Source organism: Streptomyces sp. W16, assembly GCF_033194735.1.
In the GTDB taxonomy this organism is placed as follows: Bacteria; Actinomycetota; Actinomycetes; order Streptomycetales; family Streptomycetaceae; genus Streptomyces.
On record NZ_JAWOAI010000203.1, the window covers coordinates 1 to 16,334 of the forward strand.

A 16,334-nucleotide genomic window follows, 5' to 3' on the forward strand; every position below is an offset into this window, starting at 1 on the left:
GCTGCCCGCGACCAGTCCGCACGGGCGGCACAAGCGGGCCAAGCAGGAGGTCACCGGGTCGCCCCGGCGCCTCGGCCGGACCCTGCTGGTGCTCATCTTCCTGCTGCTGGCCGGCGCGATCGCGTACGCCATGGTCTTCATGCCCAAGTCGGGGGAGAACACCGGCGCTGGGCAGGGGGACAAGACGGGGGCGGCGGGGGAGGTCAGTCCCGCGCCGAGTCAGTCGTCGGCCGAGGCGAGCAGTCAGCCGCAGCCCGACCAGACCTCGCCCGATGCCTCCAAGAGCTCCAACACCCCCTCCGAGTCGGCCGGTTCGACCGGGACGCAGACCGGCTCGAACGTCGCCGACGGCTTCGTGCTGCGGAAGGACTCCGTGGGGTTCCAGGTCGCCGTCGCCAAGGGCTGGACCCGTACACCCAAGAACGGCAGCGGCCAAGTGGTCTACTCGCACGGCGACTTCGAGCTGATCGTGGTGGCGGGACGGGACAGCGCCACGACGAACGGCAGCGACCCGATGGTGTACCAGCGGGACAAGGAGCGCGAGTTGCAGCCCTACCGCAACTCCAGCTGGGCCACGGCGACCGGACTGCGGACCATCACGGTGGGCGGAAAGGTCATGGCCGAGGGGCAGTTCACCTGGACGGACAGTCAGGGCGGTGACCTGTTCGTACGCAACATGGTGTTCCTCATCAACGGCCGCTACCACATCGTGCAGGTACGCGGCCCGGAGGCCCAACGCGACGAGGTGACACGGCTGTACGAGCAGGCGTCGTCGACCTACCAGTACACCGGCTGACCCGCGGAGGCGGCGCGCCGGAGCTGAATGGTTCCCGTTCGGGCGCAGAAGCGACAACCGTCACAGTGCGGTCTCCTTGGTACCCCGCTGGTTCCCTGCCGGAGGGCCGGTCCTTACGCTGAGCCTGTCAAGAGCATTGCGGGGCAACGTGAATCAGATGCAGGGCCTGCTCCTCGCGGGGCGCTATCGACTGGCCGAATCGATCGGCAGCGGCGGCATGGGCCGGGTGTGGCGTGCGCACGACGAGGTGCTGCACCGGGCCGTCGCCATCAAGGAGTTGACGGCCGCGCTCTACGTGTCCGAGAGCGACCAGCCGAGACTTCTGGCGCGCACCCGCGCCGAGGCGCGCGCCGCCGCGCGCATCAACCACGCCGCCGTCGTCACCGTGCACGACGTCCTCGAACACGACGGCCGACCGTGGATCGTCATGGAGCTGGTCGAGGGCAACTCGCTGGCCGACGAGGTCAAGGAGCAGGGCCGGATCGAGCCGGCCGAGGCCGCGCGCATCGGTCTGTGGGTGCTGCGCGCGCTGCGCGCCGCGCACGCAGCCGGCGTCCTGCACCGCGACGTCAAGCCGGGCAATGTGCTGCTCGGGCTGGACGGGCGGGTGCTGCTCACCGACTTCGGTATCGCGCAGATCGAGGGCGACAGCACCATCACGCGTACCGGAGAGGTCGTCGGATCCGTCGACTACCTCGCCCCCGAGCGCGTGCGCGGCGCCGACCCGGGACCGTCCTCCGACCTGTGGGCGCTGGGCGCCACGCTCTACACGGCGGTCGAGGGCCGTTCGCCGTTCCGCCGCACCTCGCCGCTGTCCACCATGCAGGCCGTCGTCGAGGAGGAGGCCGGCGAACTGCGGTACGCCGGTCCGCTCGCGCCCGTCATCGCCGCGCTGCTGAACAAGGACCCCGACCTGCGGCCGGACGCGGACCAGACCGAGCAGATGCTCGCGGAGGCCGCCGAGGGACGACGGCCGCGGTCGGCGGAGGAGTGGCTGCCGACGCAGCGATTGGGTTCACGGGCGGAGAGTTTCACCCAGGACACGCCGGCCACCGGCGCGACGCCGTACACCGGTTCGGGCGCGACACCGTACCCCGGTTCGGGCGCGACGCCGTATCAGTCGGCGACGGGGTCCACGTACGACCAGCGGACGCCCCCCGTCCCCCTCGCGGGCCCCGGTGCCGTCGCGCCCGCTCCGCCGAAGCGCCGCCGGTTCCGTTCGGTCGTCCTGGTGGTCGTCCTCGCCGCGCTCGTCGGCGGCGGTACGGCGCTGGGGCTGCAGAAGTGGCACCAGGACCGGGACCAGGGCACCACCCCGGGTGCGTCGGTCTCGCAGAGCCCCACGGGGAGCGCCTCGCCGACCTCGCCGCAGAACTCGCTTCCCGCCAACTGGAGGACCTACACCGACCCCTTGGGCTTCGAGATATCGCTCCCCAAGGGCTGGGTACGGAAGGTCTACGTCTCCGACAGCAAGGGCGGCGAGACCAGTGACATCCAGCAGGTCGACTACACGCCCGACAACGGCGAGCACTTCGTCCGCATCGCCATCGATCCCACCCCCGACTTCCCCAACGCGAACGCCCACCAGCTGGACCTGGAAGTACAGCTCCAACGGCTGGTCGACTACAACAAGGTGACCCTGGAGGCGAACACCTACCGCGACCGTCCGGGGTCCCTGTGGGACTACACCTGGACCGCGCAGGCGAAGGACACGCCCTACCCGGGGCCGCGGCGCGCCATCGAGGAGACGTACACGTCCCGTGACGGGATCGAGTACGCGATCTACATGTCCTCGCCGGCCGCGGACTGGGCGACGACGAGCGCGCAGTTCAAGTCGGTCCTGCAGAGCTGGAGTCCGAACTCGGGCTGAGCGCTTCCGGTTGCGTCATGATGGTGCGCATGGGGACCGAGGGGGACAACGTCCGGGTGATCGCCGGGCGTTACCGACTGGAGAAGCGGCTCGGGCGCGGCGGCATGGGCGTCGTGTGGCGGGCGACCGACCAACTGCTGGGCCGGCAGGTCGCCGTCAAGGAGATCGCCCAGGACGACTCCCTCTCCGAGGAGGAGGCCCGGCAGCACCGCGACCGGACACTGCGTGAGGCGCGGGCGGTCGCGCAGCTGCGGCATCCGCACGTCATCGTCGTGCACGATGTCGTCGAGCAGGACGAACGGCCGTACATCGTCATGGAGTTGATCGACGGCGGCTCGCTCGCCGACCGGATCTCCACCCACGGTCCGGTCGACGCCGCCGAGGCCGCGCGGATCGGTATTGCCCTCCTCGGCGCGCTGCGCACGGCGCACGCGGCGGGCGTCCTGCACCGGGACATCAAACCGGCGAACGTGCTGCTGGACACCGCCTCCGAGCAGACCGACCGGACCCCCGCCGACCGGTCGGGCTCCGACCGGACCGCCGCCGCCCAGGAGGACCAGGACCCCGCCGCCTTCGCCCGGGTCGTCCTGACCGACTTCGGTATCGCGCAGGTCGCGGGCGCCACGACGCTCACCGAGAACGGCGCGTTCGTCGGCTCGCCCGAGTACACCGCGCCGGAACGGATGTCCGGGTTGCGGACCGGTCCCGCGTCCGACCTGTGGTCCCTGGGCGCGCTGCTGTGCACGGTGCTGAGCGGTGAATCGCCGTTCCGGCGCGACTCGTTGGGCGGCATCCTGCACGCGGTCGTCTTCGACGAGATCCGGCCACCCGAAGAGGCCCGGCCGCTGCTGCCCGTCGTACGGGGACTGCTCGAACGCGATCCGGAACAGCGGCTTGAGGCGGCGGAGGCGGAGCGGATGCTGCGCGCCTTCCTGAAGACGGGGCGCACGCCGTCGGCGGGCGCGGGGCGCACACCGAAGGCGGGTGCCGGGCGTACGGCGCACCCGGCACCCGGTTACACGCCGACCCAACGGGACGTGCCGCTACGGGAGTCGGCGCCACCGACACCGTCGCCCACACCGCCCGTCACGGAAGTGCCGCCCCCTCGGCGTTCCACCCGAGGTGTCCTAGTGGCCGCGTTGCTGGTCGCGGCGATGGCGGGGGCGGGGGTGTCGGCGGCGGCGCTCCTGATGCACGGCGACGACAACAGGGCTGCCGCGCCCGGGAGTTCGGCGCCGTCGACCTCCACGAGTGCCGGTACGACGTCACCGTCGCCCACCCCTACCCCCACCCCCACGCCTTCGAAGACCGTCAACTCGCCCACCGCGCCCTCCGGTTACCGCGTGGCCCACGACCCCGACGGCTTCGCGCTCGCCGTACCGGAGGACTTCGTGCGCGTCCCGCAGGGCGAGCGCATCTTCTACATGTCGCCGGGGGAGACCTTCCGGCTCGGCATCAGGATGTCCGACCCCGCGGCGGGCGGCCCGCTCGCGGTGATGAAGAGCGCGGCGGCCAAGGGCGCGGACACGAACCCCGGTTACCACGACGGCAAGGTCACCGACACCACCCACTACGGACACCCCGCCGCGCTCTGGGAGTTCACCTGGAACGGCTTCAGCACGGCGGAGGGGCCCCGGCACACCTACGACCTGTGCTGGGAGGAGAGCGGCCGGATGTACGACGTGTGGGTGTCGGCGCCGGTCGGGAAGGTGCGGGAGGCGAAGGAGTACTTCGACGTCGCGCTGGACACGTTCGTACCGGCACAAAGGTGAGATAGGTGACGGTTCGAGTCACGGGTGTGTGACCGGAACGCGTTCCCTGTGGATACGGGAGCGGTCGCCGCGATATGGATGGACCCATGAGCAGCGACGGGGGACAGGGCGGCGGGCCCGACGAGACGACGAGTTTTGTTCTGCAACCGCCGAGACCGAAGGTGCCACAGCCCTCGCGGGACAGTGGCACCGGACGTCTGATAGCCGGGCGCTACCGGCTGCTCGGCAAGCTCGGGCACGGCGGTATGGGCACGGTGTGGCGCGCCCAGGACGAGACGGTGGACCGCGAGGTCGCCGTCAAGGAACCCCGCGTCCCGGACAATCTTCCCGAACGCGAACGTGACAACGCGTACGAGCGGATGCGCCGCGAGGCACGCGCGGCGGCCCGGCTCGACCACCCCGCCGTCGTGACCGTGCACGATGTGGCCGTCGTCGACGGCCGGCCGTGGATCGTGATGGAGCTGGTGACCGGCCGCTCCCTGGGCGAGGTGCTGCAGGAGGGCACCCTCGACGCGCGCGACGCGGCCCGTATCGGCCTGCAGGTGCTCGGCGCCCTGGAGGCCGCGCACGCGGCGGGTGTCCTGCACCGTGACGTCAAGCCGGACAACGTCCTGCTCGGCCGCCACGACCGGGTCGTGCTGACCGACTTCGGGATAGCCCAGATAGAGGGCGAGACCAACCTGACCGACACCGGCGGCTTCGTCGGCTCGCCCGAATACATCGCGCCGGAACGGGTGTTGGGCCAGCGCCCAGGACCCGCGTCCGACCTGTGGTCGCTCGGCGTGGTCCTGTACGCGGCGACGGAGGGCGTCTCCCCGTTCCGCCGCAGCAACACCCCCGCCACCCTCCAGTCGGTCCTCAACGCCACGCCCGCACCGCCGGTTTCGGCGCCGGGCCCGCTCGCCGACCTCATCACCGCCCTGCTGGCCAAGGACCCGTCGAGCCGCCCGGACGCCGCCCGGGTGCGCGCCGTACTCGAATCGGTGGCGAACCCGCCGGCTCCGGCGGCGACGCAAGAGGTGCGGTACGTCCAAGGAGCCGCAGGAAAGCGCCGGTTGGGCCGCAAGGTGTGGTTCGGGCTCGGTGCCGTGGTCGTCGCGGCCTCGGTGGCGGCCGGGTACGTGGCGATCGCCGACCCGTTCGCGAGGCCGCTGCCGCACGGCTGGAAGAAGCACCACGAGTCCGACGTGGCCGCGACGCTCGCCGCCCCGGCGGCCTACAAGAGGACCACTCCCGACCGCACTTCGGACAAGAGCCACTGGGTCACGTACACCGACCCGAGCGGCAGCATCTGGATCTTCCTGAGCCTCGACAAGAAGTCCGAGGACCCCAACGGCTATATAAAAGACTCGGCGGCGGCCGAAATGTATTCGGACAACGGCGACTTCAAGACCAGCGGCAGCGTCGACCTCGACATGGGGAAGGCCGCGGAGACCGTTCCGAAGCCGACCGGCACCTACCAGGGCCAGCCGTCCGCCGAGAACACGGTCACCTACGACTCCGACGACACCCAGAACCCCCTTCCCCGCGAGCTGAGGATCCTCTACTACAAGACCTCGGCCGGGGACATGTACCGGCTCACCATCAGCTACCCGGGCAAGGGCGACTTCACGGCCCGTGGCCGCGAGGTGGCGAAGGCGGCGATCGCCAACCTGGACGTCGACAGCCGGTGAGCGGTGCTGCGGCGGCGCACAATTGCGTTGTCAGTGGCGGCAGTTAAGGTCATTCTCTCTTTACCGGATCTTGGGAGGGGATTGACCTTGAGGACGTCCGACTGGAGACGCGCCGGGGTGACCTGCGCGGCCGTGGCACTGACCACCGCCGCCCTGACGGGAGTTGCGGCGGCGGCCGACGACACCGAGGCGCCGAAGGCACCGGTCGTCTCGTCGCCGGAGTACCCGGACGACGAGAACTGGCACGACGGGGTGGGCAGTTACGGCACGTTCGTCATCGACTCGGCGTCCGACGACGTGGTGTCGTACCGCTATACCTGGATGGGCGGCGTGTCGCAGACCCTCACCCCGGCCGAGCCCGGTGGCGCGGTCTCGCTGCGCTGGCTGCCGCAGCGGGAGGGACTGACATCCCTCACGGTCCGGGCGTTCGACGCGGCGGGCAACGGCAGCTCCGACACCACGTACTCCGTCAAGGTCGGCGAGGGCAGGGCGGCGGTCTCCCACTGGGACCCGCAGCACGACTCCGGCGCGGACACCGGCACCGGCGTCACCCCCGACGCACAGGGCCCCACCGGGACGAGCGTCGCCTCCGCCGCCCGGTTCGACGGCACGGACGAGGCGTACGCCACGCTCGACTCCGCGGTGGACACGGCGAAGATCTTCTCGGTCGGCGCCTGGGTCCGCCCGGACGCGCTCGACAGCGACATGACCGCCGTCAGCCGGACCGGCTTCTCCCTGGGCACGGCGACCAACTCCACGGACGGCGCGCCCACTTGGTCCTTCGCGCTCCCCACCACGAGCGGCGGTTCCGTACACCTCACCGGCGGCTCCCCCGAGCGGGGCGAGTGGGCCCATCTCGTCGGCGTGTACGACGCCGAGCAGCACACGGCCCACCTCTACGTCGACGGTGACCTGGTCGCCACGGCCGAGAACACCGTCGCGGCCGGTGGCACGGGCCCCCTGCGGCTCGGCTCCGGCGAGGCCGCCGACGGCACCGCGCACTGGCACGGTCTGCTCACCGCGGTCGACGTCTGGGACCGCGTGTACGTCCCCGGGGAGATCACGGCCGCCGCCACGCGCACTCCGCAGCGCCAGGGTTACTGGGACCTGGAGACGGCGACCGGCGGCAGCAGCCCCGAGTACGCGGGCGGTGAGCCGCTCACCCTGGCGGGCGACGCGTCGATCTACACGGCCACCGACGACTGCGACGTGAACCCCGACTGCACTCCGGCGCGATACCCCATGGTGGGCTACGGCGACCTCCTCCTGGACGGCGACGGCGACTACGCCACCACACCGGACGCGGTACGCCCGTCCGACGCGGGCTTCTCCGTGACGACCCATGTGCGCGTCGACGGGGACACGGCCACGCACGACATGACGCTGCTGTCCCAACCCGGGGAGCACACCAGCCTGTTCACCCTGCGCTATGTCGCGGCCTCCCGGTCCTGGCAGGCCGTGGTCGCCCACGAGGACAGCGCCGACGCGCCGACCACCACGGTCACCGCGCCCGCCTCGCCGTTCGGGGCGGCGGAGGACGAGTTCCTTGCGGTGGTCTACGACGAGCGGACCGACCAACTCCGCCTGTACGTCGACGACGTCTACGCAGGCGACACCGCGAGCGTCACGGGCAAGGACACCTGGACACCCACCGGCGACCTCCAGATCGGCCGGAGCCTCGCGGCCGGTGCCGGGACGGACTACCTGACCGGTGAGCTCGACGAGGTCCACACCTACGCCGGAGTCCTGGACCAGATCCGGCTGGCGCAGCTGAGACTGGGCGGCGCGGACGTCTGACCGGGCGCCGGAAGAAGGGGAGTTGGCGGTGGGGACGCCGGAGCCGGCGAGTCACGAGGACCTGGCGGTCGCGAGCGTGCGCGCGCTCGCCGACCGCGGTCTGCCGCAGGACGTGATCGACGTGCACGCGGCCTGCCGCCACTTCTCCGTCATCGAACTCGAACAGCTCGGACTGCGGGACGCCGGGCCGGAGTTCGACCTCTCCGGGCTGCGGGACCGGCTGGAGGGCGTCGTCTGGGTGAGCGACGAGCAGTTCGCGGCCCACGGACTCGGCACGGAGGAGATCGCGGAGCTGCGGCAGTGGGCCCTGGACTGGGAATCCGACCTGGGGCTGAGACTCGCGGAGGAGTACGACGACCCCGAGGACGGATAGTCACGAACCCACTGCCGATGTCCGGTACTTGCCCGGCGTCACCCCGAACTCCCGGCTGAACGCGTGCGACAGGGCGTACGGGCTCCCATATCCCGCCTCGCGGGCCACAGTTGCCAGTGAGGCATCCGTGTCCCGCAGGCGGGTCGCCGCCAACGTCAGCCGCCACCACGTCAGATACGCCATCGGCGCCCGCCCCACCAGCGCGGTGAACCGGCGGGCCAGCGTCGCCCGGGACACGCCCACCGCCGCGGCCAGCCGGTCGTTGGTCCAGGAGGCGGCCGGGTCGGAGTGCAGGGCCCGTAGCGCGGCCGTGGTCACCGGATCGCTCAGCACCGACGGCCAACTGCCCGTCTCCGCCTCGCTCATCCACGCCCGCACCAGGTAGATCAGCAGCAGGTCGAGCAGGCTCGGCAGCGCCAGGCAGGCCCCCGGCCGCCGTTCGTCCAGCTCCCGCGCCAACAGGTCCACGGCAGCACGGAGTTCGGGATGGCGGCCGACCCGGTTCGGCAGATGGACCACCTCCGGCAGCTCCGCCATCAGCGGATGCGTACGGCTCCGGTCCAGCCGGTACTTCCCGCACAGCAGCTCCACCTCGGGCCCGTCCCCGACCGGCCGCCGCATCTCCTCGAACGGCACCGCCCGCGCTGTGTCGCCGGACGAATCCGCCAGCACATGTCCGGCTCCGTGCGGCAGCAGTACGACGTCCCCCGCGCCCAGCGCCACCGGCTCACCGCCCCCGTCGGGCACCAGCCGGCAACTGCCCGCCAGCACGACATGGAACCCCGCACCCTCGTACGGCGCCAGCCGTGTGCACCAACTGCCCTTCACCTGCAGTCGGTTGGAGGAGGGCTGCCCGGTCCGTACGGCGGAGATCGCGTCGCTCACCACGTCCATACGGGCACACTACGCCGACAGGGCACATGTGAGCCGTGTGCGTATCGGGGTGAGTCATTCACGCATTGAGACACTCATCATGCGCTCCCTAGGCTCGTTTCCATGACCGAGGACAACACACAGACCCTGATGATCGGTGACGTCGAAGTCGTCCGAGTCGTCGAGTGGCAGCAGCCCTTCGTCCCTGCCCGCACCCTCGTCCCGGACCTGGCGCCCGAGGTGTGGCAGGACAACCGTGACGTGCTCGCCCCCGACCACTGGGACCCCGAGAGCGACCACGTGGTCGTGGCGCTCCAGACCTGGGTGCTGCGCAGCGCCGGGCGGACCGTGCTCGTGGACACCGGCGTCGGCAACGGGCGGGAGCGGCCCGGCAATCCGCTGTTCCACATGAGCCAGGGCGACCTGCCGGGGCGGCTGGCGCGGGCCGGCGTACGGCCCGAGGAGGTCGACGTCGTCGTCAACACGCACATCCACGGCGACCACGTCGGCTGGAACACCCATGACGTGGAGGGGAGTTGGCAGCCGCTGTTCCCCAACGCGAGCTACCTCCTGCCCGCCGCCGACGACTTCCACTTCGGGCCCGAGAACCACTACGGCGGCGGCCTACAGCCCGACGACCGCCTGACCTACGAGGACAGCATCGCGCCCGTGCACCGCGCCGGGCTGGCCACCCTGTGGGACGGCACCCACCGCGTCGACGAACACCTCACGCTGGAGTCCGCGCCCGGGCACACCCCCGGTTCCTCCGTCCTCCGGGTCGCCTCCGGCGGTGAACGGGCCGTGTTCGTCGGGGACTTGATGCACAGCCCCGTCCAGATCGCGCATCCCGAGTGCAACAGCTGCTTCTGCCTCGATCCCGGGCAGGCCGTACGGAGCCGCCGACGCGTGCTCGAACGGGCCGCCGACGAAGGGGAGTTGGTGATTCCGGCGCACTTCGGCGGGAGCGGTGTCGCGGAGGTGCGGCGGGCGGGCGACACGCTGGTGCTCGGGAAGTAGGACGCGCGTCGACAAGGCCGTATCCGGCACGGTACTGATGGGGCATGAGCGAAGTCGGCGAACAGGTGCGCGACGGACGTCTGGTCGGCGGTCGCTACCGGCTGCTCGAACGGATCGGGTCCGGCGGCATGGGCACCGTATGGCGGGCGTTCGACGAACTCGTGGACCGCGAAGTCGCCGTCAAGCAGCCGCGGTTGCCCGGCGACCCGGAGGACGAGGCGTTCCAGCGCGCCGCCCACCGGCTCTACCGGGAGGCCCGCGCCGCCGCCCGGGTCGACCACCCCTCCGCGGTCGCCATCCACGATGTCGTCATCGAGGGCGAACTCCCCTGGATAGTCATGGAGTTGGTGCGCGGCGAGTCCCTGCACGAACTGCTCGGGCGCGGACGCCTCGTCCCCGCCGAGTCCGCGCGCATCGGCCGCGCCGTTCTCGGCGCCCTGAGCGCCGCGCACGCGGTGGGGATCGTGCACCGTGACGTGAAGCCCGCCAACGTCCTGCTCGGTCCCCACGACCGGGTCGTCCTCACCGACTTCGGCATCGCGCACATCCAGGGCGAGGAATCCCTCACCGCCAGCGGCGAGTTCGTCGGCTCGCTGGAGTTCATCGCCCCCGAGCGCATGTCGGGCACCGGCGCCGGACCGGCCTCCGACCTGTGGTCCCTCGGCGTGCTCCTGTACGCGGCCGTCGAAGGGGCGTCCCCCTTCCGCCGTACGACCGTGGAGTCCACGCTCGGCGCGATCCTGGCCGGCGAACCACCCGAGCCGACCCGGGCGGGCCCCCTCGGGCCGCTGATCGTACGGATGTTGGCGCGAGACCCGGAGGGGCGGCCGGGGGCGGAGGAGGTCGGCGCGGTACTGGAGGCGGTGGCCGCGGGGAAGGACGTACCGGAGCCCACGGTCACCGTCCAGGACGCGGCGCCCGATGTGGAGCCCGAAGCAGTCGCCATCGTCAACGAGGCCGTACCGCAAGCCGAGTTGGAACCTGATCCCGCACCCACGCCCGGGCCCGGGTCCCGTCGCCCCCGCCGCGCCCTCCTCATCACGCTCGGGGTACTCCTCCTGGCGGGCCTGGTCTTCGGCACCGTCCTGGCGAGGGTCCTCGGCACGGACTCCTGGACCGCTCGCCAGCGGGAGGGTATGAAAGCGGTCCTCTTCCTCCCGCCCCAGTACCGGCTTCTCCAGACGGATGCGGCAGCCGGCAGCCGTACCGTCGTCTACGGCACCGGCGCCCTCCGCGTCCGCCTCACCGAATGGGACAAGGCAGCCGACACGCCCCTCGCCGAAGCGCGCGCCCTGGGCCGGGGCATGGCGAACCCGCGGTACACCCGCACCAGCTTCCGCGGGAACAAGGACGCGATCCTGGCCGACGCCACCTACGGACAGTCCGGCGTCCCCACCCGCACGATGGCCCTGGTCGTCCGCACCGCGGACGACCGCATGTACGAGCTGCGCGTGGACATGCCCAAGGGCACACCGGCGGAGAAGCAGGGCACCGCGCTCTTCAAGGGCGCCCGCGCCCGGCTCACCCTCCCGGAAAGTGATCCGGTGGCGATCCTGCGGTGATCATCCCCGCACAACGCCCTGATCAGCGTATTGGTTGCCAGTGATCGCTGGCGCGGTGTGAGCGCTCGGTGAATCCCGATTACCGACGGGTACCCAAACCTCCCGTGGCGGCATACCCTGCCGCACATGACGGACTCGCAGGCCCCGGAAAAGACCGGTACGGAAACGACGACCGGCACGAACCCCCTCGCGCCGGCCCCCACAGGCGCCCGTACCGCCGCCGATGTGGTCACCCCGGAGCTGGTCGCCCAGCTCACGAAGGGTGTGGTCGGCTCCGGCCGGACCGCCAACCACACGCCGTTCACCGGCGAGAAGCTCGCCGACCTGCCCGAGTCCACCCCCGAGGACGTGGCGAAGGCCTTCGACGCGGCCCGCGCCGCACAGGCCCTGTGGGCGCAGGTACCGGTACGGCAGCGCGCGGCCGTCCTGCTCCGCTTCCACGATCTCGTCCTCGCCCGCCAGGCCGAGGTCCTCGACCTGATCCAGCTGGAGACCGGCAAGGCACGGCTGCACGCGCACGAGGAGGTGCAGGCCGTCGCCGTCGCGGCCCGCCACTACGGCCGCAAGGCCCCCGCCTACCTCAAGCCGAAGCGGCACACCGGCGCCGTCCCGACCCTCACCAAGGTCACCGAACTCCGCCACCCGCGTGGGGTGGTGGGCCAGATCGCCCCCTGGAACTACCCGCTCGAACTCTCCGTCGGCGACGCGCTCCCGGCGTTCGTAGCGGGCAACGCGGTAGTGATGAAGCCGGACACGGAGACCTGCCTGACCGCCCTGTGGGCCCGCGACCTCCTCATCGAGGCAGGCCTGCCCGCCGACGTCTTCCAGGTCGTCCTGGGCGAGGGCCCGGTCGTCGGCCCCGAGGTCGTCAAGCACGCCGACTACGTCTCCTTCACCGGCTCCACCCGCACCGGGCGCGAGGTCGCGCAGGGCGCGGCGGCCCGCCTGGTCGGCGTCTCCCTCGAACTCGGCGGAAAGAACGCCATGTTGGTCCTGGAGGACGCCGACCTCGACAAGGCGGCGGCGGGCGCGGTCCGCGCCTGCTTCTCCTCCGCCGGGCAACTCTGCATCTCCATCGAGCGGTTGTACGTCCACGAGTCGATCGCCGACGCCTTCCTGGAACGCTTCGCCGCCCGCACCAGGGCCATGCGCCTCGGCACGTCCCTCGCCTACGGCGCCGACATGGGATCGCTGGTGGGGGAGCGCCAGTTGGAGACGGTGACGCGACACGTGGAGGAGGCCGTCGCGAAGGGCGCGAAGCTCGTCGCGGGCGGAGTCGCCCGCCCGGACATCGGCCCGTACTTCTTCGAACCGACGATCCTCGACGGCGTAGAGGCCCCGATGTCGGTCTGCGGCGAGGAGACCTTCGGCCCGGTCGTCTCCATCTACCGCTTCAAGACGGAGGACGAGGCGGTGGAACAGGCCAACTCCACCTCCTACGGCCTCAATTCCTCGGTCTGGACGAAGGACGGCCGCCGTGGCCGCGCCGTCGCCGCCCGCATCCGCACCGGCACGGTCAACGTCAACGAGGGCTACGCCTCCGCCTACGGCAGCGTCCAGTCCCCCATGGGCGGCATGAAGGACTCCGGCCTCGGCCGCCGCCACGGCTCCGAGGGCATCCTCAAGTACACGGAGGCCCAGACGGTCGCCCAGCAGCGCCTGTTGCCGATGGCCCCGTCCCTGGGAATGACCGACGAGGCGTACGCGCAGTTCATGAGCCGCAGCCTCCGCGTGATGAAGGCATTCCGGCTCAGGTAAGGCTCTTGATCTTTTAGGGGCGCGGGGAACTGCGCGACCAGCCCCGACGCACCCGCACGTGAAACTCAACGAGGAGACCCCGTGCCCCAGGACACCTACGACTACGACGTAATCGTCGTCGGCTCAGGCTTCGGCGGATCAGTAACCGCCCTCCGCCTCACCGAAAAGGGCTACACCGTAGGCGTGTTGGAAGCAGGCCGCCGCTTCACCCCCTCCACGCTCCCCAAAAACTCCTGGGACCTCAAGAACTACCTCTGGGCCCCCAAGCTCAACCTCTACGGCATTCAACGCATTCACCTGCTCGGCAACGTCATGGTCCTCGCCGGCGCGGGCGTGGGCGGCGGCTCCCTGAACTACGCCAACACCCTGTACGTCCCGCCGAAGCCGTTCTTCGAGGACCCCCAGTGGCGTGACATCACGGACTGGCAGGAGGAGTTGGCCCCGTACTACGACCAGGCCCGCCGCATGCTCGGCGTGCGCCTCAACCCGACGACGACCCCGTCCGACGTCCATCTGAAGGCCGCGGCCCAGCGGATGGGCGTGGGCGACACCTTCCACATGGCCCCGGTCGGCGTCTTCTTCGGTGACGGCGAGGACGCCGACGGCACCGCGAAGGCCAGGCCCGGCGAACAGGTCGCCGACCCCTACTTCGGCGGCGCGGGCCCGGCCCGCAAGGCGTGCACCGAGTGCGGCGAGTGCATGACGGGCTGCCGGCACGGTGCCAAGAACACCCTCAACGAGAACTACCTGCACCTCGCCGAGAAGGCGGGCGCCGAGGTCCACCCGATGACGACGGTCGTGTCGGTCACGGACGACTCGCAGGGCGGCTATGCGGTGGCGACCCTCCCGACCGACGCGCGCCGGAAGTCCGAGGGCCGCACCTTCAAGGCCCGCCGAGTCGTCCTCGCCGCCGGCACCTACGGCACCCAGACGCTCCTGCACCGCATGAAGGCGGGCGGCCAACTGCCGTACCTCTCCGAGAAGTTGGGCGAACTCACCCGCACCAACTCGGAGGCCCTGGTCGGCGCGCAGACGAACGACCGCCGCTACCGCAAGGCGACCGGCACCCCGAAGGCCGACTTCACCCGCGGGGTCGCCATCACCTCCTCGATCCACCCCGACGAGAACACCCACATCGAACCGGTCCGCTACGGCAAGGGCTCCAACTCGATGGGCGGCCTGTCGATCCTCCAAGTCCCCTACGCCGAGGGCTCGTCGAGGGCACTGGCCTGGCTGGCGAACGCGGCCCGTCACCCGCTGCTGGTCCTGCGTTCGCTCTCCAACCGCCGCTGGTCGGAACGGACCATCATCGGCCTGGTGATGCAGTCGCTGGACAACTCCCTGACGACGTACCTGAAACCGGACGGCGTCGGGAAAGGGCTGTTGACGGCCCGTCAGGGGCACGGTGCCCCCAACCCCAAGCAGATCAGGGCGGCTTCGGAGGCCGCGGCGGCCATCGCCGCCGAGATCAACGGCTTCGCGGGCTCCAACGTCGGCGAACTGATGGGCACCCCGCTCACCGCCCACTTCCTCGGCGGCTGCCCCATCGGCGCCTCCCGCGAGACGGGCGTGATCGACCCGTACCACCGCCTCTACGGCCACGAGGGCATCTCGGTCGTCGACGGCGCGGCCGTCTCGGCGAACCTCGGCGTCAACCCTTCCCTCACCATCACCGCGCAGGCCGAGCGCGCGATGTCGTACTGGCCCAACAAGGGCGAGCCCGACCCGCGTCCGCGCCAGGGGACGTCGTACGAACGGCTGAAGGCGGTTGAGCCGCGGCAACCGGCGGTCCCCGAGGGCGCGTTCGGCGCGTTGCGGCTCCCGTTCCTGGGGATGCCGACGGTGCCGCCGAAGTCGTAGGCGACAAGCGGTACTTGCCGCACTCGCCGGACACAAGGAAGGACCTGCGCCCCCCTCCGAGCGCAGGTCCTTCTTCGTCGAGTGAGCTCTACGTGCTACGCGCTCTCTCCGGTCTTGCGCCGACGCACCATGACCACCGCTGCGGCACCCGCGACGACCGCGGCGCCGCCCACGAGGCCGATCACCGGCAGGGCGGAGCTGGAGCCGGTCGAGGCGAGGCTGCCGGTGGCGTCGTTGACGTCACCCTGCGGCTTCAGGTCCTCGTCGGTCCCGCTGGGCTTCTGGCCGGTCGGCTTGGCGTCGCCGACGTCGCCCGGGTCGCTGCTGCCGGCGGCGAGGACGGAGAACTCGTAGAAGTCGCCGTTGCCGTAGCAGGAGTCACCGTTGCCCGCGTAGATCGCCTGGCTCAGCGCGAACGACGAGCCCGCGGGAGCCGAGCGCTTGATCTTCACGCGCAGGTCGAGCGTGGTCGTGGACTGCTTCTCCAGGGTGGGAAGAATCGCGACGATGCTCCCGGGCAGCGTGACCTTGCCGCTGCCGGAGCCGACGGTCTGCTGGTAGGAGTCGGTCCACTTGCCGTCCTGCTTCAGCTGGATCTGGGCCAGGTCCAGCATGAGCGAGGAGTCCTCGTTCACGTCGTCGCTGTACTCGGTGAGCGCGTTGATCCAGACGTTCTGCAGGTCCTTGTCCGAGGCGTTCTTCACCACGAACTTGAAGGTGTGCCAGCCGGAACCGGCGACGATCTTGTTCGGCAGCCCGGTGATCGACGCGGTGAGCTTCTCGTCCAGGTCGAACGTCTTGCAGTCCGCGTACGGGTCGAAGTCGTCGGACGGCTTGCTCGGCGACGCGGAGGGGCTGGGCGACGTGCTCCCGCTCGGGGTGCCCGACGCGGCGGGGCTGCTCGTGTCCGCCGCCGGGGAGCTGGTGTCCGACGCGGGGCTGCTGTCGTCGGCCGCCGTGCTGCTGGTGTCCGAGGCGGGGGT

The 16,334-nt window shown here is 71.0% G+C and carries 11 protein-coding genes and 1 pseudogene; 10 read left to right on the plus strand and 2 right to left on the minus strand.

Features of this window, described 5'->3' with window-relative positions; all coding sequences use genetic code 11:
* The 6 genes and pseudogenes from R6V09_RS25755 to R6V09_RS25780 form a co-directional block, all read left to right on the plus strand.
* Positions 1–796: pseudogene (locus R6V09_RS25755) on the plus strand (protein kinase); the annotation flags it as partial.
* 157 nt (positions 797–953) lie between these two features.
* Positions 954–2,666, plus strand: a complete 1,713-nt coding sequence (locus R6V09_RS25760; protein WP_317883797.1) for a serine/threonine-protein kinase — start codon at positions 954–956, stop codon at positions 2,664–2,666.
* A gap of 29 nt (positions 2,667–2,695) precedes the next feature.
* Complete coding sequence (locus R6V09_RS25765) at positions 2,696–4,438, plus strand: serine/threonine-protein kinase (protein ID WP_317883798.1); 1,743 nt, start codon at positions 2,696–2,698, stop codon at positions 4,436–4,438.
* An 86-nt stretch (positions 4,439–4,524) separates the two neighbouring features.
* Positions 4,525–6,111 (plus strand): serine/threonine-protein kinase, encoded by a 1,587-nt coding sequence (locus tag R6V09_RS25770; protein ID WP_317883799.1) that lies wholly within the window; start codon positions 4,525–4,527, stop codon positions 6,109–6,111.
* A gap of 87 nt (positions 6,112–6,198) precedes the next feature.
* Positions 6,199–7,908, plus strand: a complete 1,710-nt coding sequence (locus R6V09_RS25775; RefSeq protein WP_317883800.1) for a LamG domain-containing protein — start codon at positions 6,199–6,201, stop codon at positions 7,906–7,908.
* Between the two features lie 28 nt (positions 7,909–7,936).
* Positions 7,937–8,281, plus strand: coding sequence for a hypothetical protein (locus R6V09_RS25780; RefSeq protein ID WP_317883801.1), 345 nt, complete (start codon positions 7,937–7,939; stop codon positions 8,279–8,281).
* Here the strand turns inward: R6V09_RS25780 and R6V09_RS25785 are convergent, their stop codons facing one another.
* The gene (locus R6V09_RS25785; RefSeq protein ID WP_317883802.1) at positions 8,282–9,175 is read right to left on the minus strand and encodes an AraC family transcriptional regulator; all 894 of its coding nucleotides are present in this window, start codon (positions 9,173–9,175) and stop codon (positions 8,282–8,284) included.
* A 102-nt stretch (positions 9,176–9,277) separates the two neighbouring features.
* On the opposite strand from R6V09_RS25785, the gene R6V09_RS25790 reads away from it, so the two are divergent.
* From R6V09_RS25790 to R6V09_RS25805, 4 genes are all read left to right on the plus strand, one after another.
* Complete coding sequence (locus R6V09_RS25790) at positions 9,278–10,171, plus strand: MBL fold metallo-hydrolase (protein WP_317883803.1); 894 nt, start codon at positions 9,278–9,280, stop codon at positions 10,169–10,171.
* Positions 10,172–10,215: 44 nt separating this feature from the next.
* Complete coding sequence (locus tag R6V09_RS25795; protein ID WP_317883804.1) at positions 10,216–11,733, plus strand: serine/threonine-protein kinase; 1,518 nt, start codon at positions 10,216–10,218, stop codon at positions 11,731–11,733.
* A gap of 126 nt (positions 11,734–11,859) precedes the next feature.
* Complete coding sequence (locus R6V09_RS25800) at positions 11,860–13,491, plus strand: succinic semialdehyde dehydrogenase (RefSeq protein ID WP_317883805.1); 1,632 nt, start codon at positions 11,860–11,862, stop codon at positions 13,489–13,491.
* An 81-nt stretch (positions 13,492–13,572) separates the two neighbouring features.
* Positions 13,573–15,351 carry a GMC family oxidoreductase gene (locus tag R6V09_RS25805; RefSeq protein ID WP_317883806.1) on the plus strand — a complete coding sequence of 593 codons (1,779 nt, stop codon included), beginning with the start codon at positions 13,573–13,575 and terminating at the stop codon, positions 15,349–15,351.
* Positions 15,352–15,446: 95 nt separating this feature from the next.
* Here R6V09_RS25805 and R6V09_RS25810 read toward each other — a convergent pair.
* The coding region (locus tag R6V09_RS25810; protein ID WP_317883807.1) for an LPXTG cell wall anchor domain-containing protein at positions 15,447–16,334 on the minus strand (888 nt) is incomplete at its 5' end.

Coding starts and splice junctions, on each gene's coding strand:
- R6V09_RS25790 (WP_317883803.1), top strand. CDS start 9,278: ATGACCGAGGACAACACACAGACCCTGATGATCGGTGACGTCGAAGTC.
- R6V09_RS25770 (WP_317883799.1), top strand. CDS start 4,525: ATGAGCAGCGACGGGGGACAGGGCGGCGGGCCCGACGAGACGACGAGT.
- R6V09_RS25765 (WP_317883798.1), top strand. CDS start 2,696: ATGGGGACCGAGGGGGACAACGTCCGGGTGATCGCCGGGCGTTACCGA.
- R6V09_RS25795 (WP_317883804.1), top strand. CDS start 10,216: ATGAGCGAAGTCGGCGAACAGGTGCGCGACGGACGTCTGGTCGGCGGT.
- R6V09_RS25800 (WP_317883805.1), top strand. CDS start 11,860: ATGACGGACTCGCAGGCCCCGGAAAAGACCGGTACGGAAACGACGACC.
- R6V09_RS25785 (WP_317883802.1), bottom strand. CDS start 9,175: ATGGACGTGGTGAGCGACGCGATCTCCGCCGTACGGACCGGGCAGCCC.
- R6V09_RS25760 (WP_317883797.1), top strand. CDS start 954: ATGCAGGGCCTGCTCCTCGCGGGGCGCTATCGACTGGCCGAATCGATC.